This is a genomic window from Enterobacter cloacae complex sp. P29RS, assembly GCF_014893445.1.
Classification (GTDB): Bacteria; Pseudomonadota; Gammaproteobacteria; order Enterobacterales; family Enterobacteriaceae; genus Enterobacter; species Enterobacter intestinihominis.
This window is the reverse complement of the sequence record NZ_JADBPZ010000018.1, coordinates 14,682-40,672: the sequence shown is the minus strand read 5'-3', so window position 1 is coordinate 40,672 and position 25,991 is coordinate 14,682. Positions and strand designations below refer to the sequence as shown.

The following is a 25,991-nucleotide window of genomic DNA, read 5'->3' as shown; positions in this document are numbered from 1 at the left end:
GGGAAATCACCATTGTCCCAATGGCAACTCGCTTAATCCCCCCATGCCCCCTATCCTGCTTGCCTGCATCTATGGGGGATTTATGGCTCGTTTTCTGTTTTGTAGTTTCGCATTAGTTCTGCTGTATCCGTCCGGCATTGATATGTATCTGGTGGGGCTACCGCATATTGCCCGCGATCTGGGTGCCAGCGAGGCGCAACTGCACATCGCGTTTTCGGCCTACCTCGCGGGAATGGCGTCGTCGATGGTATTTGCCGGGAAAATCGCGGACAGAGCCGGCCGTCAACCCGTCGCCATTACGGGGGCGGTTATCTTTACGCTGGCATCGGTACTGTGTTCAATGGCTCAGGAAAGCACAATGTTCCTGTCAGGGCGCTTTATCCAGGGCATTGGCGCAGGCGGCTGTTACGTGGTGGCGTTTGCCATTCTGCGCGATACCCTCAGCGCCCAGCGCCGCGCCAGGGTGCTGTCGATGCTGAACGGCATTACCTGCATCATCCCGGTGCTGGCACCGGTTGTAGGCTACCTGATCATGCTGAAATTTCCGTGGCAGAGCCTTTTCTGGACCATGGCCACAATGGGCGCCATCGTCTTTATACTGTCCGTGACGGTGTTGAAAGAGACCCATCCCGGTTCGCAGCAGACGCACCACGCTGCTACCATTCATCCGGCTGAAAAGCTTCTGAATCGCTTTTTCCTGAGCCGCCTGGCCATCATCACGCTCAGCGTGGCGGTGATCCTCACCTATGTAAACGTTTCCCCGGTGTTACTGATGGAGACGATAGGCTTCGATCGCGGTGAGTATTCGACGGTGATGGCGCTCAATGCGATGGTCAGCATGGCAGTTTCATTCTCGATGCCCTTTGCGCTCAATATCTTCCGCCAGCGCACGCTGATGCTCACTTCACAGACGCTGTTTCTCGCCGCAGGCGTGATTCTGGCGACCGCCACCTCACATGCGCTGATGCTGGTGGGTATGACCCTGATCTGCGCCGGATTCTCCGGCGGCTTCGGCGTGGCGATGAGTCAGGCGCTTGGCCCGTTCTCACTGCGGGCAGGCGTGGCAAGCTCGGTGCTGGGCATTGCGCAGGTCTGCGGTTCGTCGCTGTGGATTTGGCTGGCGGCGGTGATCGGCCTTAACGCGCTGAATATGCTGATCGGGGTTCTGATTGGCTGTAGCATACTCTGCATTACCTTACTTATGGTCATCCAGCCCGCGGCGCACTATGAAGAAGCCCATCAGCAGTCTCGATCTTAATCTTTTACTTTGCCTGCAGTTGTTGTTGCAGGAGCGCAGCGTCACCAAAGCCGCGAAGCGAATGAACGTGACGCCGTCCGCAGTGAGTAAATCGCTGGCGAAGCTGCGCGACTGGTTCGACGATCCGCTGTTTGTGAAAACGCCTTTAGGGCTACTGCCCACGCCGCTAACGGTGAGTCTGGAACAGGATCTGGCCGACTGGATGCAGATTGGCAATCAGATCGTCGATAAATTCCACCATAGCTCTCCAGGCGGGCTCAAGTTTGTGCTCGCCGCCGAAACGCCGCTGATGCTGATTCGCTTCAACACCCTGCTGGAGCAGGTGAATGAGCGCTACCCACAGGCGACGGTGAAGTTGCGCCAGTGGGATTATGATTCGCTGGACGCCATTACGCGCGGAGAGGTCGATCTCGGTTTTACCGGCCGCGAAACGCACCCGCGCTCCCGCGAGCTGCTAAAGCTGATGCCGTGGTTTATTGACTACGAAATCCTGTTCAGCGACCGTCCGTGCGTCTATCTGCGAGAAGATCATCCGGCACTTCACGAAGCGTGGAACCTTGAGACGTTTCTGCGCTACCCGCATATCAGCATCTTCTGGGAGCGCAGCGATACCTGGGCGCTTGATGAAGTGCTAAAAGAGATGGGCCGCGAGCGCAACGTCGCCATGAGCCTGCCCGGCTTTGAACAGTCGATGTTTATGGCGGCTCAGCCGGACCACAACTACATTGCCACTGCGCCCTACTACTGCCATCACTACAATCAACTCCACCAGCGTAATCTGGTCTGCCTTCCCATTCCCATCGATGAGGCGCAGGCAGAAAAGCTGACCGTACCCTTTACGCTAATCTGGCATAAGCGGAACAGCCATAATCCAAAAATTATCTGGCTGCGCGAAACTATAAAAGCCCTGTATACCGCGCCAGGTCAGGTTTTTGCCTAAGATAATGTAAAGTTCGGTCCTCAGGCTTCTCTTATTTCTATTTACTGATTAAAACAGAAGCTGAGTTAAGCGATAATCATGTAACCGTTTAACCGACTACGACCATTATCAGGGAGCGAAAAATGGCTACGCACTTTGCACGAGGAACATTAACGGAAGGGCATCTCGTATCGGCCAGAATTTCTTCAGCCTGTCACAGTGAGGCGCTCAAACTACCTGAACACCGCAGGACGCGGTTTTTAGCTTCCAGAGCGCTCCTCGCAGAACTGCTTTTTATGCTGTACGGCACCAGCGAATTACCGGACATACTCACCCAGCCAGAAGGTCGCCCGGTTTTTGCGGACCCGGCACTCCCCCATTTTTCCATTGCGTATACCGGCAACATTGTTGGCGTCGCGCTGACGACTGAAGGTGATTGCGGCCTGGATATGGAGCTGCAACGCGTCACGCGCAGCTTCCATGGTGCTAACGCGCTCGATGAATACCCGCTCTCCAGCAATGAAAAGCTGTGGATACGTAACCAGAACGATCCCGTTGAAGCCAGAGCGCAGCTCATCACCCTTCGCCAGAGCATCCGTAAACTGAGCGGCGCGGCATCAGACGACGCCAGCCTGTTGCAGCTGCTTCCCGGCTCCGGACGCCTGCGTGCCGCGAAAGCCTCGCTGGTAGAGGCGCTCAGCGACGCTGAGGACGTGTTGATCTGGTCCGTTGCGGTGAGCCCCGCCATCGAACGGCTGAAAATCTGGGAGTTTGACAGTATTCGCGGTTGGCGTAGTCTTCCGGATGTACCTGAGCGCGCCAACGAGCCCGCCGCGCGCCTGATGCGATTAACCAGTTTACCGGCAGAAAAAGCATACACCCATAGCTGATCCGTCCAGGGTCATCATGATGAAACAGGAGTAATCATGTCTGATACGTTGAAAGTTGTTACGTTACTGGGAAGCCTGCGCAAAGGTTCGTTTAACGGGATGGTAGCGCGCACGCTGCCACAGCTGGCGCCTGCGGGAATGGAGATCAGCGCCCTGCCGTCTATTGGCGACATCCCGCTTTATGATGCTGACGTTCAGCAGGAAGAAGGGTTCCCGCACAGCGTGGAGGCGATAGCCGAGCAGATCCGTCAGGCTGATGGTGTAGTGATTGTAACGCCAGAATATAACTACTCGGTTCCGGGTGGTCTGAAGAACGCGATTGACTGGTTATCCCGTTTACCGGAGCAGCCGCTGTCAGGCAAACCGGTGCTGATCCAGACCAGCTCAATGGGCGCCATCGGCGGTGCGCGCTGCCAGTATCACCTGCGACAGATCCTGGTGTTCCTGGATGCGATGGTGATGAACAAGCCGGAATTTATGGGCGGCGTGATTCAGAACAAAGTCGACCCGCAGACGGGTGAAGTGGTGGATCAGAGTACGCGTGACCATCTCTCTGGTCAGCTGACTGCGTTTGGGGATTATATTAAGCGGGTTAAAACCTGATAAAAAAGCCCGGTGGCGCTAGCGCTTACCGGGCCTACACTCGTCAGTAGGTCAGGTAAGCGAAGCGCCACCTGACACCACAAACCGCACCTTAGTGCGCGTCAATAAACACAATCTTGAGCACAAACAGCAGCGCCACAATCATCACGCACGGGCTGAGTTCGCGGAAACGGCCGGTACCGATCTTCATCACACAGTACGAGATAAAGCCCAGCGCGATACCTTCGGTGATCGAGAAGCTGAACGGCATCATCACCGCGGTAATAAACGCCGGAACGGCTTCCGTCAGATCTTCCCACTTCACGCGCGCCAGGCTCGAGGTCATCAGCACGCCGACGTAGATCAGCGCGCCAGCTGCCGCGTACGGTGGCACCATCCCCGCCAGCGGAGAGAGGAAGATCACCAGCAGGAACAGCAGACCCACGACTACCGCCGTCAGGCCAGTACGGCCGCCCACGGACACGCCGGAAGAGGATTCAATGTAAGCGGTAACAGACGAGGTGCCGATGAAAGAACCCGCAACGGACGAGATGCTATCCACATACAGCGCCTGCTTCATGCGCGGGAATTTGCCTTTCTCGTCCGCCAGACCCGCTTTGTCCGTCACGCCAATCAGCGTACCGGAGGAGTCAAACAGGTTGACCAGCATGAAGGAGAAAATCACTCCGGCCAGACCCAGGTTCAGCGAGCCCGCCAGATCAACGTGACCAATCACGGTAGAAACGCTCGGTGGCGCAGAGACAATACCGCTGTAATGCACGTCACCCAGCATCCAGCCCAGCAGCGTGGTCACGATGATAGAGACCAGCACCGCAGCGTGAATGTTACGCGACGCCAGGATCGCGATAATAAAGAAGCCCAGCACGCCCAGCAGCACGCTGTGAGAGGTCAGGTTACCAATACTCACCAGCGTTTCCGGGTTCGCCACGATTACGCCAGCGTTTTTCAGCCCCATCATGCCGATAAACAGACCGATACCGCTGGTGATACCCACGCGCAGGCTCACGGGAATGTTCGCAATCATCCAGTAGCGCACACGGAAGATGGTCAGCAGCAGCAGGCCGACCGCGCCCCAGAAAATAGCGCCCATCCCGACCTGCCACGGCAGGCCCATCGCCTGAACCACCACGAACGCAAAGAACGCATTCAGACCCATTGCCGGGGCCAACGCCACGGGCAGATTAGCGAAAACGCCCATCAGGATGCTGCCAAGCGCCGCGATCAGACAGGTGGTAACAAAGACGGCGCTGGTGTCCATGCCAGCCACGCCCAGAATTTGCGGGTTAACGAAAACGATATAGACCATCGTCAGGAAGGTAGTAAAACCGGCGATCACTTCGGTGCGTGCCGTTGTGCCGTGCTCGCGCAGTTTGAACACGCGCTCAAGCAGCCCCTGACCAGATGTCTGGGTAGTGTGTTGTTGACTCATCATCAATTTCCGAACAAGGAGGGAAAATTCGTCGCTATCCTATACCAAAATGCGACAATAGTGGCGGTTACGGGATACTTTTTTCATTGATTTTGCTTATACGGCAACGATTGCGTCTCGTTAAACTGTCGTACGTAAACGTTAAACTTGTTAAAAGGGAAAGGCATGTCCGGAATTGAAGCGGTATTTTTCGACTGTGACGGTACGCTGGTCGACAGTGAGGTCATTTGTTCCCGCGCGTATGTCGCCATGTTCCAGGAATTTGGCATTACGCTCGATCTCGAAGAGGTGTTTAAACGCTTTAAGGGCGTGAAGCTGTACGAGATCATCGACATCATTAACGAAGAGCACGGGGTGGATCTGGCGAAAGCGGATCTGGAACCGGTGTACCGCGCCGAGGTCGCACGCCTCTTCGACGCCGAGCTGGAAGTTATCGCCGGCGCTAACGCGCTGCTGGATGCGATGACGGTGCCGATCTGCGTGGTCTCTAACGGCCCGGTCAGCAAAATGCAGCACTCACTCGGCAAGCTGGACATGTTGCACCACTTCCCGGAAAAACTGTTCAGCGGCTACGATATCCAGCGCTGGAAGCCGGATCCGGCATTGATGTTCCACGCGGCGAAGGCGATGAACGTCAACGTGGAGAACTGCATCCTGGTGGATGACTCGTCTGCGGGCGCGCAGTCGGGGATTGATGCGGGGATGGAGGTGTTTTACTTCTGCGCCGATCCGCACAACAAGCCGATCGATCATCCAAAAGTGACGACCTTTACAGACCTGGCGCAGCTGCCGGAACTGTGGAAGGCGCGCGGGTGGGATATTACTCGCTGAAAAAACAAAGCCGGATGGCGCTAACGCTTATCCGGCCTACAAGGATTGTAGGGCGGGTAAGCGATAGCGCCACCCGCCACACATATCACTCTTTCGGATCTTTACCCGCCAGCAGCTTGTCCAGCTCGTCGCCGCCCACGTGACGGAAATCCTGTCCCTTCACGAAGTAGAAGATGTATTCGCAAATGTTCTGGCAGCGGTCGCCAATACGCTCAATTGAGCGCGCGCAGAACAGCGCGGTCAGCACGCTTGGAATGGTACGGGAATCTTCCATCATGTAGGTCATTAGCTGACGCACTATGCCTTCGTATTCCTGGTCAACTTTCTTATCTTCACGGTAGATACGGACCGCTTCGTCCAGATCCATGCGCGCGAAAGCGTCCAGCACATCGTGCAGCATCTGCACGGTGTGGCGACCGAGAGACTCCAGGCTCACCAGCAGCGGCTGGTGCTGCTGGGAGAATTTCTCCAGCGCGGTGCGGCAGATTTTATCCGCCACGTCACCAATACGCTCCAGCTCGGCGATAGTTTTGATGATCGCCATTACCAGACGCAGGTCGCTCGCGGTTGGCTGACGCTTGGCAATGATGCGCACGCACGCTTCGTCGATGGCGACTTCCATCATATTGACGTTGTGATCGCCTTCGATAACGCGCTTCGCCAGCTCGCTGTCCTGGTTGTGCATTGCCGTAATCGCATCAGAAAGCTGCTGCTCGACCATGCCGCCCATGGTCATCACCTGGGTGCGAATGCTTTCCAGCTCTGCGTTAAACTGGCCGGAAATGTGTTTATTAAGATTGAGGTTGTCCATGGTTTCTCCACATGCACTAAGGCAAATCAACCGTAGCGGCCAGTAATATAATCTTCGGTTTGTTTCTTCGCAGGACGGGTGAACAGCGCGTCCGTATCGCTGAACTCAATCAACTCGCCCAGGTACATAAACGCCGTGTGGTCAGAACAACGGGCAGCCTGCTGCATGTTGTGAGTGACGATCACCACGGTGTAATCCTGCTTCAGCTCGGTGATCAGCTCTTCGATACGCCCGGTTGAGATCGGGTCAAGGGCTGAGCACGGCTCATCCAGCAGCAAGACTTCCGGGCGAATGGCGATACCGCGCGCAATGCACAGACGCTGCTGCTGTCCACCGGAGAGAGAGTACCCGCTCTGGTGAAGTTTATCTTTGGTTTCGTTCCATAATGCGGCCTTGGTCAATGCCCACTGCACGCGCTCGTCCATATCCGCACGGGAGAGCTTCTCAAACAGACGCACACCAAAGGCGATGTTGTCATAGATCGACATCGGGAACGGCGTGGGTTTCTGGAACACCATCCCCACTTTCGCACGCAGCAGGGCGATATCCTGGGTATTGGTCAGGATGTTGTCACCGTCCAGCAGAATTTCACCTTCTGCGCGCTGCTCCGGATAGAGCGAATACATTTTGTTAAAGGTGCGCAGCAGCGTGGATTTACCACAGCCAGACGGACCGATAAATGCCGTGACCTGGTTCTTCGCGATATCCAGGTTGATATTCTTCAGGGCATGGAATTTGCCGTAGTAGAAGTTCAAATCACGAACCTGAATCTTACCCGGGGCAGTATCAACCATACTCATTGACTCATTTCCTCATTCGGCGCCGCGATGTGCCGCGCCGCAAAAATTTAACCGTGTTTCTGCTTCGCGAAAATGACGCGCGCCAGAATGTTCAGCAACAGTACGCAAAGGGTGATGATCAGCACCCCGGCCCAGGCCAGCTGCTGCCATTCCGCGAATGGGCTCATCGCAAATTTAAAGATCGTCACCGGCAGGTTGGCGATCGGCTGCATCATGTCCGTACTCCAGAACTGGTTGGAGAGGGCGGTAAACAGCAGCGGTGCGGTTTCACCAGCGATACGGGCGATAGCCAGCAGGATACCGGTCATGATCCCCGAGACGGACGCTTTCAGGGTGATCGCCGAAATCATTTTCCATTTCGGCGTGCCCAGTGCGTAAGCCGCTTCACGCAGGCTGTCCGGCACCAGTTTCAGCATGTTTTCAGTGGTACGAATAACGATAGGCACCTGCAACAGCGCCAGCGCAATCACACCCGCCCAGCCGGAGAAGTGTTCCATTTGCGCCACCACGATGGTGTAAACAAACAGACCTACCACAATCGACGGGGCAGAAAGCAGAATGTCGTTAATAAAGCGGATGACTTCAGCGATCCAGGACTTGCGGCCATACTCCGCCAGATAGATACCCGCCATGATGCCCAACGGCGTACCGAAAACGGTCGCCCACAGGATCAGCAGGCCGCTGCCCGCCAGGGCGTTTGCCAGACCACCACCCGCCGTGTTTGGCGGCGGCGTCATCTCGGTGAACAGCGCCAGGGACATTCCATCAATACCACGGGTGATGGTGGACATCAGGATCCAGATCAGCCAGAACAGGCCGAACGCCATCGTGGCCATGGAAAGCGTCAGCGCAATGCGGTTTTTAATCCGGCGCTTTGACTGCATTTTACGACGAGATTCCGCAAGCTGAGCGGTGTTTTGCATGTCGAGAGTCGCCATTAGCGTGCCCCCTCGTTTTTAGCCAGACGCATAATCATCAGCTTGGAGATAGCCAGCACAATAAAGGTAATAACAAACAGGATCAGGCCTAGTTCCATCAGCGCTGCGACGTGCAGCCCGGATTCCGCTTCGGCAAATTCGTTCGCCAGCGCAGAGGTAATACTGTTCCCCGGCATGTAGAGCGACACGCTGTCGAGCTGGTAGGTGTTGCCGATGATAAAGGTCACCGCCATGGTTTCACCCAGCGCGCGGCCTAAGCCCAGCATGATGCCGCCGATCACCCCATTTTTGGTGAACGGAAGGACGATGCGCCAGATAACCTCCCAGGTGGTGCAGCCGATGCCGTAGGCCGACTCTTTCATCATCACCGGGGTTTGTTCGAAGACATCGCGCATGACCGCCGCAATGTACGGAATAATCATGATGGCGAGTATCACGCCAGCCGCCAGAATACCGATACCGAATGCCGGGCCAGAGAACAGGGCCCCCACAAACGGAACGGCGGAGAGAACATTACCCACCGGCTCCTGGAAGTACGTCGCAAACAGCGGAGCAAAGATAAACAGGCCCCACATGCCGTAAACGATACTTGGGATGGCCGCCAGCAGTTCAATGGCGATACCCAGCGGACGTCGCAGCCAGCCTGGTGCCAACTCCGTCAGGAACAGGGCAATACCGAAGCTTACCGGCACCGCAATCAGCAGAGCGATAAAAGAGGTCACCAGCGTGCCGTAAATCGGCACCAGCGCACCGTAGATATCGTTCGGCGCATCCCACTCTTTGGTCCACAGGAAGGCGAAACCAAATTTTTGAATGCTCGGCCAGGAGGAGAAAATGAGGGACACGATAATGCCGCCCAGCAGCAATAGCACAATCAGCGCAGCCAGTTTCACCAGCGCGCTGAAAATCATGTCACCTTTTTTACCCGGAGGGTTAAATGCAGGCTTGGTTGCAGCCATAAATTACTCTTCTTTATGAGACGTCTTACGAATATGCCCGGTGGCGCTGACGCTTACCGGGCCTACAGGATGAACCGTAGGGCGGGATCGCTGCGCGCCACCCGCCATCTTCGTCAAAAATATCCTGTTAGTACAGCGCTTTACCGCTGCTGTCTTTCACGTTGGTTTTCCATGCAGCACGGATCTGCTCAACCACGCTGTCTGGCAGGCTGGCGTAATCCAGGTCATTCGCCTGTTTGCCGCCGTTTTTGTATGCCCAGTCAAAGAACTTCAGCACTTCAGCACCCTGCTCAGGCTTCTTCTGCTCTTTGTGGACCAGAATGAAGGTGGTAGACGTGATAGGCCATGCATCGTCGCCTTTCTGGTTGGTCAGGTCCTGCGCGAAGGATTTGCTCCAGTCAGCGCCTTTTGCGGCGTTAGCGAAGTTCTCTTCGGTCGGGCTAACCGGTTTGCCGTCAGCAGAAACCAGTTTGGTGTAAGCCAGGTTGTTCTGCTTAGCGTAGGCGTACTCTACGTAGCCGATAGAGCCAGGCAGACGCTGTACGAAGGCAGCGATACCGTCGTTGCCTTTACCGCCCAGACCGGTTGGCCAGTTAACGGTAGAGCCGGAACCGACTTTAGATTTCCACTCTTCGTTCACTTTCGCCAGGTAGCTGGTGAACACGAAAGAGGTACCAGAGCCGTCAGCACGACGAACCACCGCGATATTCTGCGAAGGCAGCTTAACGCCCGGGTTCAGTTTCGTGATGGCTTCGTCATCCCATTTTTTGATTTTGCCCAGATAGATATCACCCAGGGTTTTGCCGTCCAGCACCAGCTCGCCTGATTTCAGGCCAGGGATGTTAACAGCCAGCACAACGCCGCCGATCACGGTCGGGAACTGGAACAGGCCTTCCTGATTCAGTTTCTCATCAGACAGCGGAGCGTCGGATGCGCCGAAATCAACGGTATTCGCGGTAATTTGTTTTACGCCACCGGAGGAGCCGATACCCTGATAGTTGACCTTGTTACCGGTCTCTTTCTGGTAGGTATCCGCCCATTTGGCATACACCGGCGCAGGGAAGGTTGCACCAGCGCCAGTCAGGCTTGCTGCTGCGAAAGCAGAGAAAGCGCTCAGAGATAAGGTCGCGGCGACAACAGTTGCGACAGTGGTACGCATAACTTTCATAATGTCTCCTGCAAGGATTTCGTAAATCATTGTTTAAGTGGCTACGATGAGCAAAATAGGACAAACAGGTGACAGATAAATGTACGAAATATGACAGTTTTATGACAAAGAAAATTTCACTTAAAATTAAGCAAAAATCCATAAATAAATCATAAGCTTAATGATTATTATGACAGCTTGTTTTCAGTAATATTTTCTTTATGTGACACTGATAAAATAGCTGAAAATGACGGATTGTCATAAAAAAAGGCTCCACCGGATGGCGGAGCCTGGAAGGATTATTCTACGGTAACGGACTTCGCCAGATTTCGCGGCTGGTCAACGTCGGTGCCTTTGATCAGCGCGACGTGGTAAGCCAGTAGTTGCAGCGGTACGGTGTAGAAGATCGGCGCAATCACCTCTTCCACATGCGGCATCTCGATGATGTGCATGTTGTCGCTGCTGGCAAAACCGGCATCTTTATCCGCAAAGACGTACAGTACACCACCACGGGCGCGCACCTCTTCGATGTTAGATTTCAGTTTTTCCAGCAGTTCGTTGTTAGGTGCCACCACGATAACTGGCATATCCGCATCGATCAGCGCCAGCGGGCCATGTTTCAGCTCGCCTGCCGCGTAGGCTTCCGCGTGGATGTAGGAGATCTCTTTCAGCTTCAGCGCGCCTTCCAGCGCGATAGGGTACTGATCGCCACGGCCCAGGAACAGAGCGTGGTGCTTATCAGAGAAATCTTCAGCCAGCGCCTCAATGCGCTTGTCCTGAGACAGCATCTGCTCGATACGGCTCGGCAGCGCCTGGAGACCGTGAACGATGTCATGCTCAACGGAAGCATCTTCGCCTTTCAGACGCGCCAGCTTCGCCACCAGCATCAGCAGAACGGTCAGCTGCGTGGTGAACGCTTTGGTGGAAGCGACGCCGATTTCGGTGCCCGCTTTAGTCATCAGCGCCAGATCGGATTCACGCACCAGCGAGGAGCCCGGTACGTTACAGATGGCCAGCGAACCCAGGTAACCCAACTCTTTAGACAGACGCAGCGCCGCCAGGGTATCGGCCGTTTCGCCAGACTGGGAAAGAGTGATCATCAGGCTGTTACGGCGCACAGCGGATTTACGATAGCGGAACTCAGATGCGATTTCGACGTCGCACGGCACGCCCGCCAGGGATTCAAACCAGTAGCGAGAGACCATACCGGAGTTGTAAGAGGTACCGCAGGCCACGATCTGAATGTGCTCGACTTTGCTCAGCATTTCGTTGGCATTGGCGCCCAGCTCGCTCAGATCCACTTCACCATGGCTGATGCGCCCGGTCAGGGTGTTTTTAATGGCGTTTGGCTGTTCGTAGATCTCTTTCTGCATGTAGTGACGATAAGCACCTTTGTCGCCCGCGTCGTATTGCAGGTTTGATTCGATTTCCTGGCGCTTAACCTGCTCGCCTTTCGTGTCGAATACGGTCACGCTGCGACGTGTCACCTCGGCAATGTCGCCCTCTTCCAGGAAGATAAAGCGACGGGTAACCGGCAGCAGCGCCAGCTGGTCGGAAGCGATAAAGTTTTCACCCATGCCCAGACCAATCACCATCGGGCTACCGGAACGCGCGGCCAGCAGCGTGGACGGGTCACGGGAATCCATGATCACCGTACCGTAAGCACCACGCAGCTGAGGGATAGCGCGCAGCACCGCATCACGCAGTGTACCGCCCTGTGCCAGCTCCCAGTGCACCAGGTGAGCAATCACTTCGGTGTCGGTTTCAGAGACGAAGGTATAGCCGCGCGCTTTCAGTTCTTCACGCAGCGGTTCGTGGTTTTCGATAATGCCGTTATGCACCACCACAATGTGTTCAGACACATGCGGGTGTGCGTTGCCTTCAGATGGCTCACCGTGAGTCGCCCAGCGGGTATGCGCAATACCGGTGCCACCGTGCAGCGGATGTTCCTCCGCCGCCTGGGCCAGCATCTGCACTTTACCGAGACGACGCAGACGGGTCATATGACCTTCTGCATCGACGACAGCCAGACCGGCTGAGTCATAACCACGGTATTCCAGACGACGTAAACCTTCGAGAAGGATTTCAGCAATATCACGCTGCGCAACTGCGCCAACAATTCCACACATAGTTAGATTTCCTGATTATGGCGTTATGCCATGCGTTGTCGCTGACCTGTATTTGCCCTTTCCGGGCACCCCGAGCCTTGTAGAGAGTGGGGTTATTTTTATGGGTACTGCTGGTGGGGGGAGGATTATGTTATCCCCTCACCCCAGCCCTCTCCCCATAGGGGAGAGGGTGAAAACCGCACCATTCAGTTCCCCTCTCCCCTATGGGGAGAGGGTCAGGGTGAGGGGTGTATATTGTCGTTACTTTTTCTTCACCGGGCGTTTCCAGCCCTGCTTACTGACCTGCGGAACGCGGCTTAACACCAGCTCGTTCTCGGCCACATCGCGCGTAACGGTTGTCCCGGCGGCAATGGTCACGCCTTTGCCCACGGTAACAGGCGCCACCAGCTGGGTATCGGAACCTACAAACACGTCATCACCGATGATGGTTTTAAACTTATTGGCACCGTCATAGTTACAGGTAATCGTCCCTGCACCGATGTTTACGTTGTCGCCAATTTCCGCATCGCCCAGATAGGTCAGATGACCGGCTTTCGAGCCTTTACCGAGACGTGCTTTTTTCATTTCCACGAAGTTACCTACATGAGCGCCTTCCAGCAGCTCAGCGCCCGGGCGCAGACGCGCAAACGGGCCAATGGTACATGCCGCCTCAAGATGGGCATCTTCCACCACGCTGTACGGGCTGATTTCGCAGTCGTCACCGATCACGCTGTTTTTAATCACACAGCCGGTGCCGATTTTGACGCGGTTGCCCAGCGTGACGTTACCTTCCAGGATAACGTTAGTATCTATTTCAACGTCGCGCCCGTGGGTCAGCGTGCCACGCAGATCGAAACGCGCCGGATCGCGCAGCATAACGCCCGCCAGCAACAGTTTTTCTGCCTGCTCGGACTGGTAAATACGCTCCAGGCGTGACAGCTGTAGACGGTTGTTTACCCCGTCCGTTTCGCTGATACGCGCCGGATGAACGGCAGCAATCTCACGCCCTTCCTGGTACGCCATCGCAATGATGTCGGTGATGTAGTATTCACCCTGCGCGTTGTTATTATTGAGTTTGGACAGCCAGCGCTTCATATCCGCACCGTTCGCAATCAGGATGCCGGTGTTGATCTCCTGAATCTGACGCTGTTCGTCAGTGGCATCTTTATGCTCAACAATCCCGGTTACCTTGCCGTTTTCACGCGTAATGCGGCCATAGCCGGTTGGATCGTCCAGCACGACGGTTAACAACCCAATGCCACCCTGCGGTTTGGCTTCACGCAGGCGAGTGAGGGTTTCAACGGAGATCAGCGGGACGTCGCCGTAGAGCATCAGGATGTCTTCATCATCAGCGAAGAAGGGTGCAGCCTGCTGCATTGCATGACCCGTACCCAGCTGTTCTGCCTGTAGCACCCAGTTGAGATTGTCGTCACGCAGCGTTTTTTTCAGCAGATCGCCGCCATGTCCATAAACCAGATGCACCTGGCTGGCGCCTAATTCATTAGCTGCATCAATAACATGCTGCACCATTGGCTTTCCTGCCAGTGTGTGGAGCACTTTAGGCAGATCGGAATACATGCGGGTACCTTTGCCTGCAGCAAGGATCACCACGCTCATCGCACTGTTTAACATACGCATCCTGACGGTAGTTTGTGTGAGAAGTAAAAACGTTTGATGCTTAAAATTCTACATCTTTTTCATCATGAATTAAGGCCGAAAAAAAAAGCCAGCCTGGGATCCAGACTGGCTTTTGTGCTTTTCAAGCCGGTGTTACATCGCTTTTTTGGTCAACTCGATAACGCGCAGTTTCGCGATCGCTTTGGCCAGCTCCGCAGACGCCTGAGCGTAATCCACGTCACCATGAGAGCTGCTAATGTGCTCTTCAGCCTTACGCTTCGATTCCAGGGCTCGCGCTTCGTCGAGATCCTGGCCACGAATAGCGGTATCGGCCAGAACGGTCACACTGCCTGGCTGCACTTCAAGAATGCCGCCGGACAGATAGATAAACTCTTCATGACCGAACTGTTTAACGATGCGGATCATACCAGGCTTAATGGCGGTGAGCAGCGGTGCGTGACCCGGGAAAATACCCAGTTCACCTTCACTACCCGTTACCTGGATTTTCTCGACCAGACCAGAGAACATTTGTTGCTCTGCGCTGACGACGTCCAGGTGGTAAGTCATTGCCATATCACCCTCCGATTAAGGCGTTAAAGTTTTTTGGCTTTTTCCACGGCTTCTTCGATGGAACCAACCATGTAGAACGCCTGCTCTGGCAGGTGATCGTATTCGCCTTCCATGATGCCTTTAAAGCCACGGATGGTGTCTTTCAGGGAAACGTATTTACCTGGAGAACCGGTGAATACTTCCGCAACGAAGAACGGCTGGGACAGGAAGCGCTGGATCTTACGTGCACGTGCTACCACCAGTTTGTCTTCTTCAGACAGTTCATCCATACCCAGGATGGCGATGATGTCTTTCAGCTCCTGGTAACGTTGCAGCAGGGACTGTACGCCACGCGCGGTGTCGTAGTGTTCCTGGCCAACAACCAGTGGATCCAGCTGACGGCTGGTAGAGTCCAGCGGGTCAACGGCCGGGTAGATACCCAGAGACGCGATCTGACGGCTCAGTACCACGGTTGCATCTAAGTGAGCAAAGGTGGTGGCTGGAGATGGGTCAGTCAAGTCATCCGCAGGTACGTATACCGCCTGAACGGAGGTGATAGAACCAGTTTTGGTAGAGGTGATACGTTCCTGAAGAACACCCATCTCTTCCGCAAGCGTAGGCTGATAACCTACCGCTGAAGGCATACGACCCAGCAGTGCAGATACTTCAGTACCGGCCAGGGTGTAACGGTAGATGTTATCAACGAACAGCAGAACGTCACGGCCTTCGTCACGGAACTTCTCAGCCATCGTCAGGCCAGTCAGCGCAACGCGCAGACGGTTTCCTGGTGGCTCGTTCATCTGGCCGTAAACCAGGGATACTTTATCCAGAACGTTGGAGTCGGTCATTTCGTGGTAGAAGTCGTTACCCTCACGAGTACGTTCACCAACACCCGCAAACACGGAGTAACCGGAGTGCTCGATCGCGATGTTACGGATCAGCTCCATCATGTTTACGGTTTTACCTACACCCGCACCACCAAACAGACCAACTTTACCGCCCTTCGCGAACGGGCACATCAGGTCGATAACTTTGATGCCGGTTTCCAGCAGTTCCTGAGAGCTGGACAGCTCTTCGTAGGAAGGTGCCGCGCGGTGGATAGCCCAACGCTCTTCTTCACCGATGTCGCCTTTCATGTCGATTGGTTGACCCAATACGTTCATGATACGACCCAGTGTTGCTTTACCTACCGGGACTTCGATCGGGTGCTCAAGGTCTTTCACTTCCAGACCACGACGCAGACCGTCGGAAGAACCCATGGCGATGGTACGCACGATACCGCCGCCGAGCTGCTGCTGAACTTCCAGCACCAGGCTCTCGTTACCATTTTGTACCTCAAGCGCGTCGTACACGCGTGGTACGGCGTCCTGAGGGAACTCGACGTCCACCACGGCGCCGATTACCTGGACAATCTTTCCAGTAGCCATCTTGAATCCTCTACGTAATTCGTAAACCTGGTTAAACCGCGGCGGCCCCCGAGACGATCTCGGTGAGTTCCTGAGTAATGCTGGCCTGACGAGCTTTGTTGTAAACCAACTGCAGCTCTTTAATCAGGCTGCCGCCATTATCGGTCGCGGCTTTCATCGCCACCATTCGTGCGGCCTGCTCGCTGGCCAGGTTTTCTACAACGCCCTGATAAACCTGAGATTCAACGTAACGACGCAGCAGGGTATCCAGCAGCGGTTTCGGATCGGGTTCATACAGGTAATCCCAGGCTTTCTGTTTCAGCTCGTCATCTTCTGATGCCGGTAACGGCAGCATCTGAGTGAGCGTAGGCACCTGAGACATGGTGTTAATAAATTTGTTGCTGACAACGTACAGTCTGTCCAGACGGCCTTCATCGTAGGCCTGCAACATCACTTTTACCGGGCCGATCAGTTCGGACAGGGACGGGTTATCACCCATACCGGTCACCTGAGCGACAATGTTGCCACCAACGGAGTTAAAGAAAGAGACGCCTTTAGAGCCAATCAGTGCCAGATCGCACTGAACGCCTTTATCGGACCAGCCTTTCATATCCGCCAGCAGTTTTTTGAACAGGTTAATGTTCAAGCCGCCACACAGACCACGGTCAGTCGACACCACCAGGTAGCCCACGCGCTTAACGTCGCGTTCTTCCAGGTAAGGGTGCTTATATTCCAGATTACCGTTTGCAAGGTGACCAATCACTTTGCGCATGGTCTCTGCATAAGGACGGCTGGCCGCCATGCGATCCTGCGATTTACGCATTTTGGAAGCGGCGACCATCTCCATCGCTTTAGTGATCTTTTGCGTGTTCTGGACGCTTGCGATCTTACTACGTATCTCTTTTGCGCCGGCCATGAGCTTCTCCTCAATGCCAGACGGCTTGTCCTGAGACAAGCCGCCGGACGATTACCAGGATTGGGTTGCTTTGAAGGAATCGAGGATAGCTTTCAGCTTGCCTTCGATTTCGTCGTTATAGCCACCGGTCTGGTTGATCTCTTGCATCAGCGGAGCGTGATCACGGTCGACGTAAGCCAGCAGAGCGGCTTCGAAGCTACCGATTTTCGCCAGTTCCACATCTTCGAGGTAACCGCGTTCAGCCGCGAACAGTACCAGGCCCTGCTGAGCAACAGACATTGGCGCGTACTGTTTCTGCTTCAGCAACTCGGTCACTTTCTGACCGTGGCTCAGCTGTTTACGGGTTGCTTCGTCCAGATCGGATGCGAACTGAGAGAACGCAGCCAGTTCACGATACTGTGCCAGCGCGGTACGGATACCACCGGACAGTTTCTTGATGATCTTGGTCTGAGCAGCACCACCCACACGGGATACGGAGATACCCGGGTTAACCGCCGGACGAATACCGGAGTTAAACAGGTTGGTTTCCAGGAAGATCTGACCATCGGTAATGGAGATTACGTTGGTCGGAACGAACGCAGAAACGTCACCCGCCTGGGTTTCAATGATCGGCAGAGCGGTCAGAGAACCTGTTTTACCCTTCACTTCACCTTTGGTGAAGTTCTCGACGTATTCCGCGTTAACGCGGGAAGCACGCTCCAGCAGACGAGAGTGGAGGTAGAATACGTCGCCCGGGAATGCTTCACGTCCTGGTGGACGACGGAGCAGCAGGGAAACCTGACGATAAGCAACAGCCTGTTTAGACAGGTCATCGTATACGATCAGCGCATCTTCACCGCGGTCACGGAAGTATTCGCCCATTGCGCAACCAGCGTATGGTGCCAGGTATTGCAGTGCAGCAGATTCAGACGCGGTAGCTACCACAACGATGGTGTTAGACAGTGCGCCGTGCTCTTCCAGTTTACGAACCACGTTGGAAATGGTGGACGCTTTCTGGCCGATAGCCACGTACACACATTTGATGCCGGAATCACGCTGGTTGATGATGGCGTCGATTGCCATCGCGGTTTTACCGGTCTGACGGTCACCGATGATCAGTTCACGCTGACCACGACCGATTGGGATCATGGCATCAACGGACTTATAACCCGTCTGCACTGGCTGATCAACGGACTGACGGTCGATAACGCCTGGTGCGATAACTTCGATTGGGGAGAAGCCATCGTGCTCAACCGGACCTTTACCGTCGATTGGCGCACCCAGGGTGTTAACAACGCGACCCAGCAGGCCACGGCCAACCGGCACTTCCAGAATACGGCCAGTACACTTAACCTTCATGCCTTCGGCAAGGTCAGCGTATGGACCCATCACAACGGCACCTACGGAGTCGCGCTCCAGGTTCAGTGCGATAGCGTAACGGTTACCCGGCAGGGAAATCATCTCACCCTGCATACAATCGGCCAGGCCGTGGATGCGGATAACACCGTCACTTACAGAAACAATAGTACCTTCGTTGTGAGCTTCACTCACAACACTGAACTGAGCAATGCGCTGCTTGATCAGTTCGCTGATTTCGGTGGAATTCAGTTGCATGCTCCAGTCCCCTTAAGACTGCAAGACGTCTGCAAGGCGCTCAAGACGGCCGCGTACGCTGCCATCAATGACCATATCACCCGAACGGATGATTACGCCTGCCATTACAGACTTATCGATTTTGCAATTCAGCTTAACTTTGCGTGACAGACGTTTTTCCATCGCGGCGGTGATTTTCGCAAGCTGTTCATCACTCAGTTCAGTCGCGGAAGTTACTTCAACTTCAGCGGTAGCTTCACTAAGGGCACGTAAGTGCTCAAACTGCTCGAGAACATCCGGGAGCACACGGAGACGACCATTTTCCGCCATCACCTTAATCAGGTTCTGGCCGTTGGCATCCAGTTGCTCTCCGCACACGGCGATAAACGACGCGGCGAGGGTTTCAGGCGCTAACGCACCAGAAAGCAACTCGGCCATTTGTTCGTTTTTCGTCACCTCAGCGGCAAACGCCAGCATATTCTGCCAGCGATCGACATTTTGGTGTTCGACAGCAAAGTCAAAAGCTGCTTTGGCGTAGGGGCGAGCTACCGTAACAAATTCAGACATCAGCCCCTCCCTCCTTACAGTTCAGCGACAAGTTTGTCCACGATGTCGCTGTTAGCAGCTTCATCCACGGAACGTTCGATGATCTTCTCGGCGCCAGCAACAGCCAGAATCGCAACCTGCTTACGCAGTTCTTCACGAGCACGTTTACGCTCAGCTTCAATTTCAGCCTGAGCCTGTGTCACGATCTTAGTACGTTCCTGTTCTGCTTCAGCTTTGGCTTCGTCCAGGATCTGAGAACGGCGTTTGTTAGCCTGTTCAATGATTACCTGAGCTTCAGCTTTCGCTTTTTTCAGCTGGTCTGTCGCGTTGGCCTGTGCAAGGTCCAAATCTTTCTTAGCGCGTTCTGCGGAAGCCAGACCGTCAGCAATTTCTTTCTGACGTTTTTCGATGGCAGCCATTAAAGGCGGCCATACATACTTCATGCAGAACCAGACAAAGAGAATAAACGCGATGGCCTGGCCGAGGATTGTTGCGTTCATGTTCACAGCACAATACCTCTTAAATTTCTGTGGCTTGGGGTTTTAAAACAACTACTACGCGACAGCAAACATCACGTACAGACCCAGACCTACAGCGATCATTGGGATTGCATCCACCAGACCCATAACGATAAAGAACTGAGTACGCAGCAGAGGAATCAGATCAGGTTGACGCGCTGCGCCTTCCAGGAATTTGCCCCCGAGGATGCCGATACCGATCGCAGCACCGATAGCCGCCAGACCCATCATCACAGCGGCAGCCATGTACAGCAGATCCATATTCAGGTTTTCCATGACAGTCTCCAGTTTGTTTCAATTAAAACGTAGTAGTGTTGGTAAAAAATCAGTGCTCTTCAGACGCCATCGACAGATAGACGATCGTCAGAACCATGAAGATAAAGGCTTGCAGCGTAATGATCAGGATGTGGAAAATGGCCCATGGCACATTCAGAATCCACTGTGACCACCACGGCAGAAGACCCGCGATCAGAATGAAAATCAGCTCACCCGCATACATGTTGCCGAACAGTCGCAGACCCAGTGAAACAGGTTTGGACAGCAGGCTAACGCCTTCCAGGATCAGGTTGACCGGAATAAACGCCCAGTGGTTGAACGGCTGCAAGGTAAGCTCTTTCACAAAGCCGCTTACGCCTTTCATTTTGATGCTGTAGAAAAGAATCAGGATAAATACGCCCAGCGCCATCGACAGGGTGATGTTCACGTCGGCAGACGGAACCACGCGCAGGGCAGGCAGACCGAAGACATGCTCGCCGATCCACGGCAGGAAATCGATAGGCAGAAGGTCCATCAGGTTCATCAGGAAGACCCAAACGAACACGGTCAGGGCCAGCGGAGCAATCAGCTTGCTCTTACCATGGTACATGTCTTTGACGCTGCCATGGACGAAGCCGATGATCATCTCGATGAACGTCTGGAATTTCCCTGGAACACCGCTGGTCGCTCGTTTAGCAACACCGCGGAACATGGCCAGGAACAGAAGACCCAAAACCACCGAGAAGAACATGGAGTCGATGTTGATCGTCCAGAAGGTGGCCGGGGGGTTATGTGGATCCACCAGCGAGAATGTACGCAGGTCCAGCTGAAGGTTATTCAGATGGTGACCTATGTAATCCTGCGGCGTCATATTTTCTGAAGCCATGATGCCTTTTACCCTTTGTTATTGATTACAGCTGGAGCCAGAACTTGTACCACCAGCACCAAAACCCACGTTGCTATCAGCGGCATGAATACCACTTTCAAAACCGCCAGCGCCATCACCAGTAGAGCAAAGGTCAGCAACACCTTACACACTTCGCCGAGAGCGAAGGACCAGGCCACGCGGCCTTTGGCGGGTGTATGCGCCTGATGACGCCAGGCAAAAATCATAAACAACACGTTTGGCAGAACCACCGCCAAACCTCCGCACGCGGCGGAGATGCCCCAGAAGGGGTCTTTGAGGCTAAACAGCAGTCCACTTGCTATCACAGCCAGAAACTGAATGAACAGAAGCTTACGAGCAACGTTTCTACTCAAGAGCGACACAGACATCACGTTTTTACTCCTGCTCCCTTCGAGGTATGCCGCGTGTCGTATAAAACGTCCTTTAAGGCTCAGAGTCAAGCATCAAAAAGCGGTCAAATTATACGGTGCGTACCCGTGATTTCAAACATTAAGTAGCGAAAAGGTGAATAAATGTTTAAATATTTTTCCCCAGTCCTATTTTTCAACTTTTGAACTCAGTGCCAACCTTCAGGCAAAACTGCAAACAGCGCGGAAACGTTGGTGATAAAGCGTGCACGAGATCACAAAATACACATTTGCGATAAAGTGGTATTTATCAAAGACGTAAAACGATTTATTTCATCCGATTGAAATTAAAGCAAAAAAATCGCAACTATTTTTAAAACAGAGCCGTATACAACAAAAACCTTTTATTGACATTCTTAATAAATATTTAACATCTCATTCTTGTTGCCTTTACCCATTTTTAGCAGGCTGATATTTTCATGGTTGACTATCTTCAGGGTGAACGAATCACTTCAGGTTAACCATAAGAAAATCCATGGTGACAACAAGGTTAAATTAACTACGGCCAAATCAGACTGGATGTGCTGCTTTTTAACACCATCAGAACAGCACAAATTCCACATTTTTTATTAATTTTTTAAAATGTGTTTGGCTTAATTATCACCAGATGACGCTCACCTTCGAGCTGAGGGATCTGGAGTTTTTCAATGGATTCCACTGCAAAACCGTCCGGAAGCTGCTCTATTTCGTCCCCCGGAAGTTGCCCTTTCAGCGCATAAAAACGGCCCTTATCCGCCGGCAGGTGTTTGCACCAGCTCACCATGTCATTGAGTGAGGCAAACGCGCGGCTGATAACGCCGTCAAACGGTGGCTCTGCCGGGAACTCCTCTACCCTGCTCTGCACGGGCGTGATGTTTTCCAGCTTCAGCTCATGCTGAACCTGTCGTAAAAAGCGTACGCGCTTGCCCAGACTGTCCAGCAGCGTGAAATGACTCTCCGGTCGAACAATAGACAACGGAACGCCCGGCAAGCCCGGACCGGTGCCCACGTCGATAAAACGTTCACCGGTAAGATACGGCGCCACAACGATGCTATCGAGAATATGGCGAATCAGCATCTCGTTGGGATCGCGTACGGAGGTGAGGTTGTACGCTTTATTCCATTTGTTCAGCATATCGACATAGGCCACCAGCTGATTTTTCTGGTGATCGGTGAGCGAAATACCTGCCTGTTCCAGCAGACGAGAGAGTTTATTGAGCACGGTGGATACCTGTTAAGAGATTTTTCGCCCGGTGGCACAGCCGCTTACCGGGCCTACGATTAAGTAGGGCGGGTAAGCGAAGCGCCACCCGCCAAAAGCAATGTTAATTACGCGCTGCGGCGCAGCATACCCTGCTTTTTCAGCCACACCAGCAGAATCGAAATCGCGGCAGGTGTGACACCGGAGATACGTGAGGCCTGGCCAATCGACACAGGTTTGTGATCGTTCAGCTTAGCGATCACTTCGTTGGAAAGCCCCGTCACCTGACGATAGTCCAGCATTTCCGGCAGTAGCGTATTTTCGTTGCGCTGCTGTTTTTCGATCTCATCCTGCTGACGCGCGATGTAACCTTCGTATTTCACCTGAATCTCGACCTGTTCAGCCGCTTCAGCGTCTTCAAGGCCCGGTGCGAACGCGGTCAGTTTGACCAGATTCTCGTAGGTGACTTCAGGACGACGCAACAGATCTTCACCACTGGCTTCGCGCGAAAGCGGCGCAGTTAAGTGAGCGTTCACTTCAGCAGCAGTTTCCGCCTGCGGATTCACCCAGGTGGTTTTCAGGCGCTGACGTTCCTGTTCGATACGCTCCAGCTTCTCGTTGAAGCGCGCCCAGCGTTCGTCATCCACCAGACCCAATTCGCGGCCCACCTCGGTCAGACGCAGATCGGCATTGTCTTCGCGCAGCATCAGGCGATATTCCGCACGAGAAGTAAACATGCGGTACGGTTCTTTGGTCCCCAGCGTGCAGAGATCGTCGACCAGAACACCCAGGTAAGCCTGAGAACGCGCCGGTGCCCAGCCCTCTTTCTCGGCAGAGAAGCGAGCGGCATTCAGACCGGCCAGCAGCCCTTGTGCGGCAGCTTCTTCGTACCCGGTGGTGCCGTTAATCTGGCCTGCGAAGAACAGACCCTGGATGAATTTGCTTTCCAGCGTCGGCTTCAGGTCACGCGGATCGAAAAAATCGTACTCAATAGCGTAGCCAGGACGAACGATCTTCGCGTTTTCCATCCCCTGCATTGAACGCACAATCTGCATCTGCACGTCGAACGGCAGGCTGGTGGAGATGCCGTTCGGGTAAATTTCGTTCGAGGTCAGCCCTTCAGGTTCGAGGAAGATCTGATGCTGGTTACGATCGGCAAAGCGCATCACTTTATCTTCGATCGACGGGCAATAACGTGGGCCGATCCCTTCGATCACGCCGGCGTACATTGGGCTGCGATCGAGGTTGCTGCGGATCACGTCATGGGTTTTTTCATTGGTGTGCGTGATGTAGCACGGCACCTGCTGCGGATGTTGCGCCGCATTGCCCATGAACGAGAACACCGGCATCGGGTTATCACCGTGCTGCTGTGCCAGAACGCTGAAATCAATGGTACGCGCATCAATACGCGGCGGCGTGCCGGTTTTCAGGCGGCTTACGCGCAGCGGCAGCTCACGAAGACGACGAGACAGCGGAATCGACGGCGGATCGCCCGCACGGCCACCGCTGTAGTTGTCCAGACCAATATGGATTTTACCGTCCAGGAATGTCCCGACCGTCAGCACCACCGCTTTTGCGCGGAACTTGAGACCCATCTGGGTCACGGCGCCAACAACACGATCGTTTTCCACGATAAGATCTTCTACAGCCTGCTGGAAGATCATCAGGTTCGGTTGGTTTTCAAGCGCGGTGCGCACAGCCTGACGGTAAAGCACGCGGTCTGCCTGTGCACGGGTGGCGCGAACAGCCGGACCTTTACTCGCGTTTAGTATCCTAAACTGAATGCCCGCATGATCGATCGCTTTCGCCATCAGGCCGCCAAGTGCATCCACTTCTTTTACCAGGTGTCCTTTCCCAATGCCGCCAATCGCCGGATTACAGGACATTTGTCCCAGCGTGTCGATATTGTGTGTCAAAAGCAGGGTCTGCTGACCCATTCGCGCTGCGGCCATTGCGGCCTCAGTGCCTGCGTGACCCCCGCCAATGATGATGACGTCAAAAGGATCCTGATAAAACATGGTGGTCTGCCTCGCGTAAAGCGGTATGAAAATGGATTGAAGCCCGGGCCGTGGATTCTACTCAACTTTAGTCTTTCGAGAAAGCATTGGGATCTTGGGCTATTAAAAAGAAGATCTTTTTATTTAGAGATCTGTTCTATTGTGATCTCTTATTAGGATCGCAGACCTTTGTGGATAAGTCCGATCCCATAAATAAGATCATGCAGTTAGGAAGGATCGTTTGCTGTGAATGATCGGTGATCCTGGACCGTATAAGCTGGGATCAGATCGCCACTTTATGCACAGGTCAAAAACTAAACTAACGTTGTTCTTTGGATAACTACGGGTTAATACGAGCTTTTAACCAGAGTTATCCACATCTGATCGCACGATCTTTAATCGTTTTTGAGTAAATTTTTCCATTCCGCGAGCCAGATCTCGGCTGGATCTTCGGGAATATCATGATCGAGGATGTTGATCTTCAGTGTTTCACCCAGCTGTTTTGCTCCGCAGGCGGTCACCGCAGCTTCTACTTTCTCTATTGCGCCACAGAAAGTGTCATATTCACGGCTACCGATCCCTACAGCGCCAAACCGGACGTTTGACAGATCGGGCTGTTGTTCCAGCAGTTCGTCATATAAAGGTTGCAGGTTATCCGGCAGATCGCCCGCGCCGTGCGTGGAGGTGATCAGCAGCCAGACCCCGTCAGTCGGTAGATCTTCCAGCAGCGGTCCGTGCAGCGTTTGTGTAGAAAAGCCCGCGTCTTCCAGCTTCTCAGCCAGATGTTCCGCTACATATTCCGCACCGCCCAGGGTGCTGCCGCTGATAAGAGTAATGTCCGCCATTGATCGCTCGCTCAGATAAAGAGGCGGCCATTGTACGCTGTGAACGAGCTGGGATCTACCTGTGGAAAATGTGGGAATGAAATTGCCCGTTCACGGGCGGATAGTACGCATAATCGGGTTTTGCAGGGAGATTAGGGTTTCGGTGGACTGAATTTCATCGATTGTTTGGATCTTGTTGATAAGTACCTGCTGGAGAGCGTCGATGGATCGGCACATGACCTTTATAAAGATGCTGTAGTGCCCGGTGGTGTAGTACGCCTCAGTGACTTCATCCAGCGCGTTCAGCTTCTCCAGCGCGGAGGGGTAATCTTTGGCGCTTTTCAGAATAATGCCAATGAAGCAGCAGACGTCGTAGCCGAGTTGCTTCGGGCTGACATCAATGCGTGCGCCGGTGATGATCCCGGCCTGCTTCATTTTCTCTACGCGAACGTGAATGGTCCCCGGGCTGACGCCAAATTGTTTCGCCAGTTCGGCATACGCGGTGCGTGCGTTGGCCATGAGCGCTTCCAGAATGCCGCGGTCCAGATTGTCGATCTGATAATTTTCCATAGGTTTTTCTTATGAAGATTAATGATTCCTTCTA

At 54.0% G+C, this 25,991-nt stretch carries 26 protein-coding genes; 5 read left to right on the top strand and 21 right to left on the bottom strand.

The window, feature by feature from the left end:
• Nucleotides 1-82: 82 nt before the first annotated feature.
• The 4 genes from IM282_RS14520 (at nt 83) to IM282_RS14505 (ending at nt 3,670) form a co-directional block, all read left to right on the top strand.
• Nucleotides 83-1,258 (top strand): MFS transporter, encoded by a 1,176-nt coding sequence (locus tag IM282_RS14520; RefSeq protein WP_032677160.1) that lies wholly within the window; start codon nt 83-85, stop codon nt 1,256-1,258.
• Nucleotides 1,227-2,198 (top strand): HTH-type transcriptional regulator YidZ, encoded by a 972-nt coding sequence (gene yidZ, locus IM282_RS14515; RefSeq protein ID WP_022649883.1) that lies wholly within the window; start codon nt 1,227-1,229, stop codon nt 2,196-2,198. The genes IM282_RS14520 and yidZ overlap by 32 nt, the downstream gene beginning before the upstream one ends.
• Before the next feature lie 122 nt (nt 2,199-2,320).
• Entirely contained in the window at nt 2,321-3,067 is a 747-nt protein-coding gene (locus IM282_RS14510; protein ID WP_023298947.1) for a 4'-phosphopantetheinyl transferase superfamily protein, read from the top strand.
• 36 nt (nt 3,068-3,103) lie between these two features.
• Complete coding sequence (locus tag IM282_RS14505; protein ID WP_022649881.1) at nt 3,104-3,670, top strand: NADPH-dependent FMN reductase; 567 nt, start codon at nt 3,104-3,106, stop codon at nt 3,668-3,670.
• A gap of 91 nt (nt 3,671-3,761) precedes the next feature.
• Here the strand turns inward: IM282_RS14505 and adeP are convergent, their stop codons facing one another.
• Entirely contained in the window at nt 3,762-5,099 is a 1,338-nt protein-coding gene (adeP, locus tag IM282_RS14500; protein WP_139152660.1) for an adenine permease AdeP, read from the bottom strand.
• A gap of 165 nt (nt 5,100-5,264) precedes the next feature.
• Between adeP and yieH the strand changes: the two genes are divergently transcribed.
• Nucleotides 5,265-5,930 carry a 6-phosphogluconate phosphatase gene (gene yieH / locus IM282_RS14495; RefSeq protein ID WP_022649879.1) on the top strand — a complete coding sequence of 222 codons (666 nt, stop codon included), beginning with the start codon at nt 5,265-5,267 and terminating at the stop codon, nt 5,928-5,930.
• Between the two features lie 85 nt (nt 5,931-6,015).
• Here the strand turns inward: yieH and phoU are convergent, their stop codons facing one another.
• The 20 genes from phoU to asnC all read right to left on the bottom strand — a co-directional run bounded on the left by phoU (nt 6,016) and on the right by asnC (nt 25,957).
• Nucleotides 6,016-6,741: a phosphate signaling complex protein PhoU gene (gene phoU, locus IM282_RS14490; RefSeq protein WP_003861153.1), complete on the bottom strand. Its 726-nt coding sequence runs from the start codon at nt 6,739-6,741 to the stop codon at nt 6,016-6,018.
• A 26-nt stretch (nt 6,742-6,767) separates the two neighbouring features.
• Nucleotides 6,768-7,541, bottom strand: coding sequence for a phosphate ABC transporter ATP-binding protein PstB (pstB, locus tag IM282_RS14485; RefSeq protein ID WP_003861154.1), 774 nt, complete (start codon nt 7,539-7,541; stop codon nt 6,768-6,770).
• 47 nt (nt 7,542-7,588) lie between these two features.
• Entirely contained in the window at nt 7,589-8,479 is an 891-nt protein-coding gene (gene pstA, locus IM282_RS14480) for a phosphate ABC transporter permease PstA (protein ID WP_022649878.1), read from the bottom strand.
• Nucleotides 8,479-9,438, bottom strand: a complete 960-nt coding sequence (gene pstC, locus IM282_RS14475; RefSeq protein ID WP_022649877.1) for a phosphate ABC transporter permease PstC — start codon at nt 9,436-9,438, stop codon at nt 8,479-8,481. The genes pstA and pstC overlap by 1 nt, the downstream gene beginning before the upstream one ends.
• A 127-nt stretch (nt 9,439-9,565) precedes the next feature.
• On the bottom strand, nt 9,566-10,606 hold the full coding sequence (gene pstS, locus IM282_RS14470; RefSeq protein ID WP_022649876.1) for a phosphate ABC transporter substrate-binding protein PstS: 1,041 nt from the start codon (nt 10,604-10,606) through the stop codon (nt 9,566-9,568).
• A gap of 278 nt (nt 10,607-10,884) precedes the next feature.
• Nucleotides 10,885-12,714 carry a glutamine--fructose-6-phosphate transaminase (isomerizing) gene (glmS, locus tag IM282_RS14465; protein ID WP_032626716.1) on the bottom strand — a complete coding sequence of 610 codons (1,830 nt, stop codon included), beginning with the start codon at nt 12,712-12,714 and terminating at the stop codon, nt 10,885-10,887.
• Nucleotides 12,715-12,954: 240 nt separating this feature from the next.
• The gene (gene glmU, locus IM282_RS14460; RefSeq protein WP_023298943.1) at nt 12,955-14,325 is read right to left on the bottom strand and encodes a bifunctional UDP-N-acetylglucosamine diphosphorylase/glucosamine-1-phosphate N-acetyltransferase GlmU; all 1,371 of its coding nucleotides are present in this window, start codon (nt 14,323-14,325) and stop codon (nt 12,955-12,957) included.
• A 138-nt stretch (nt 14,326-14,463) separates the two neighbouring features.
• A complete protein-coding gene (locus tag IM282_RS14455; protein WP_006177560.1) occupies nt 14,464-14,883 on the bottom strand; it encodes a F0F1 ATP synthase subunit epsilon in 420 nt (139 codons plus the stop codon).
• 20 nt (nt 14,884-14,903) lie between these two features.
• Complete coding sequence (gene atpD / locus IM282_RS14450; RefSeq protein ID WP_003862362.1) at nt 14,904-16,286, bottom strand: F0F1 ATP synthase subunit beta; 1,383 nt, start codon at nt 16,284-16,286, stop codon at nt 14,904-14,906.
• A 31-nt stretch (nt 16,287-16,317) separates the two neighbouring features.
• Nucleotides 16,318-17,181 carry a F0F1 ATP synthase subunit gamma gene (gene atpG / locus IM282_RS14445; protein WP_003862364.1) on the bottom strand — a complete coding sequence of 288 codons (864 nt, stop codon included), beginning with the start codon at nt 17,179-17,181 and terminating at the stop codon, nt 16,318-16,320.
• Nucleotides 17,182-17,232: 51 nt separating this feature from the next.
• Nucleotides 17,233-18,774: a F0F1 ATP synthase subunit alpha gene (gene atpA, locus IM282_RS14440; RefSeq protein ID WP_006808751.1), complete on the bottom strand. Its 1,542-nt coding sequence runs from the start codon at nt 18,772-18,774 to the stop codon at nt 17,233-17,235.
• Between the two features lie 12 nt (nt 18,775-18,786).
• Nucleotides 18,787-19,320 (bottom strand): F0F1 ATP synthase subunit delta, encoded by a 534-nt coding sequence (gene atpH, locus IM282_RS14435; protein ID WP_003862369.1) that lies wholly within the window; start codon nt 19,318-19,320, stop codon nt 18,787-18,789.
• A gap of 14 nt (nt 19,321-19,334) precedes the next feature.
• Nucleotides 19,335-19,805, bottom strand: a complete 471-nt coding sequence (atpF, locus tag IM282_RS14430; RefSeq protein WP_003862370.1) for a F0F1 ATP synthase subunit B — start codon at nt 19,803-19,805, stop codon at nt 19,335-19,337.
• Nucleotides 19,806-19,853: 48 nt separating this feature from the next.
• The gene (gene atpE / locus IM282_RS14425) at nt 19,854-20,093 is read right to left on the bottom strand and encodes a F0F1 ATP synthase subunit C (protein ID WP_000429386.1); all 240 of its coding nucleotides are present in this window, start codon (nt 20,091-20,093) and stop codon (nt 19,854-19,856) included.
• Nucleotides 20,094-20,142: 49 nt separating this feature from the next.
• Complete coding sequence (gene atpB / locus IM282_RS14420; RefSeq protein WP_022649873.1) at nt 20,143-20,958, bottom strand: F0F1 ATP synthase subunit A; 816 nt, start codon at nt 20,956-20,958, stop codon at nt 20,143-20,145.
• An 8-nt stretch (nt 20,959-20,966) separates the two neighbouring features.
• Nucleotides 20,967-21,347, bottom strand: a complete 381-nt coding sequence (gene atpI / locus IM282_RS14415; protein WP_003862375.1) for a F0F1 ATP synthase subunit I — start codon at nt 21,345-21,347, stop codon at nt 20,967-20,969.
• A 616-nt stretch (nt 21,348-21,963) separates the two neighbouring features.
• Nucleotides 21,964-22,587 carry a 16S rRNA (guanine(527)-N(7))-methyltransferase RsmG gene (gene rsmG / locus IM282_RS14410; protein ID WP_022649872.1) on the bottom strand — a complete coding sequence of 208 codons (624 nt, stop codon included), beginning with the start codon at nt 22,585-22,587 and terminating at the stop codon, nt 21,964-21,966.
• Nucleotides 22,588-22,694: 107 nt separating this feature from the next.
• Nucleotides 22,695-24,584 (bottom strand): tRNA uridine-5-carboxymethylaminomethyl(34) synthesis enzyme MnmG, encoded by a 1,890-nt coding sequence (mnmG, locus tag IM282_RS14405; RefSeq protein ID WP_022649871.1) that lies wholly within the window; start codon nt 24,582-24,584, stop codon nt 22,695-22,697.
• A 374-nt stretch (nt 24,585-24,958) separates the two neighbouring features.
• Nucleotides 24,959-25,408, bottom strand: coding sequence for an FMN-binding protein MioC (mioC, locus tag IM282_RS14400; protein ID WP_003862381.1), 450 nt, complete (start codon nt 25,406-25,408; stop codon nt 24,959-24,961).
• A 90-nt stretch (nt 25,409-25,498) separates the two neighbouring features.
• Complete coding sequence (asnC, locus tag IM282_RS14395) at nt 25,499-25,957, bottom strand: transcriptional regulator AsnC (protein WP_003862383.1); 459 nt, start codon at nt 25,955-25,957, stop codon at nt 25,499-25,501.
• Between the last annotated feature and the right edge of the window lie 34 nt (nt 25,958-25,991).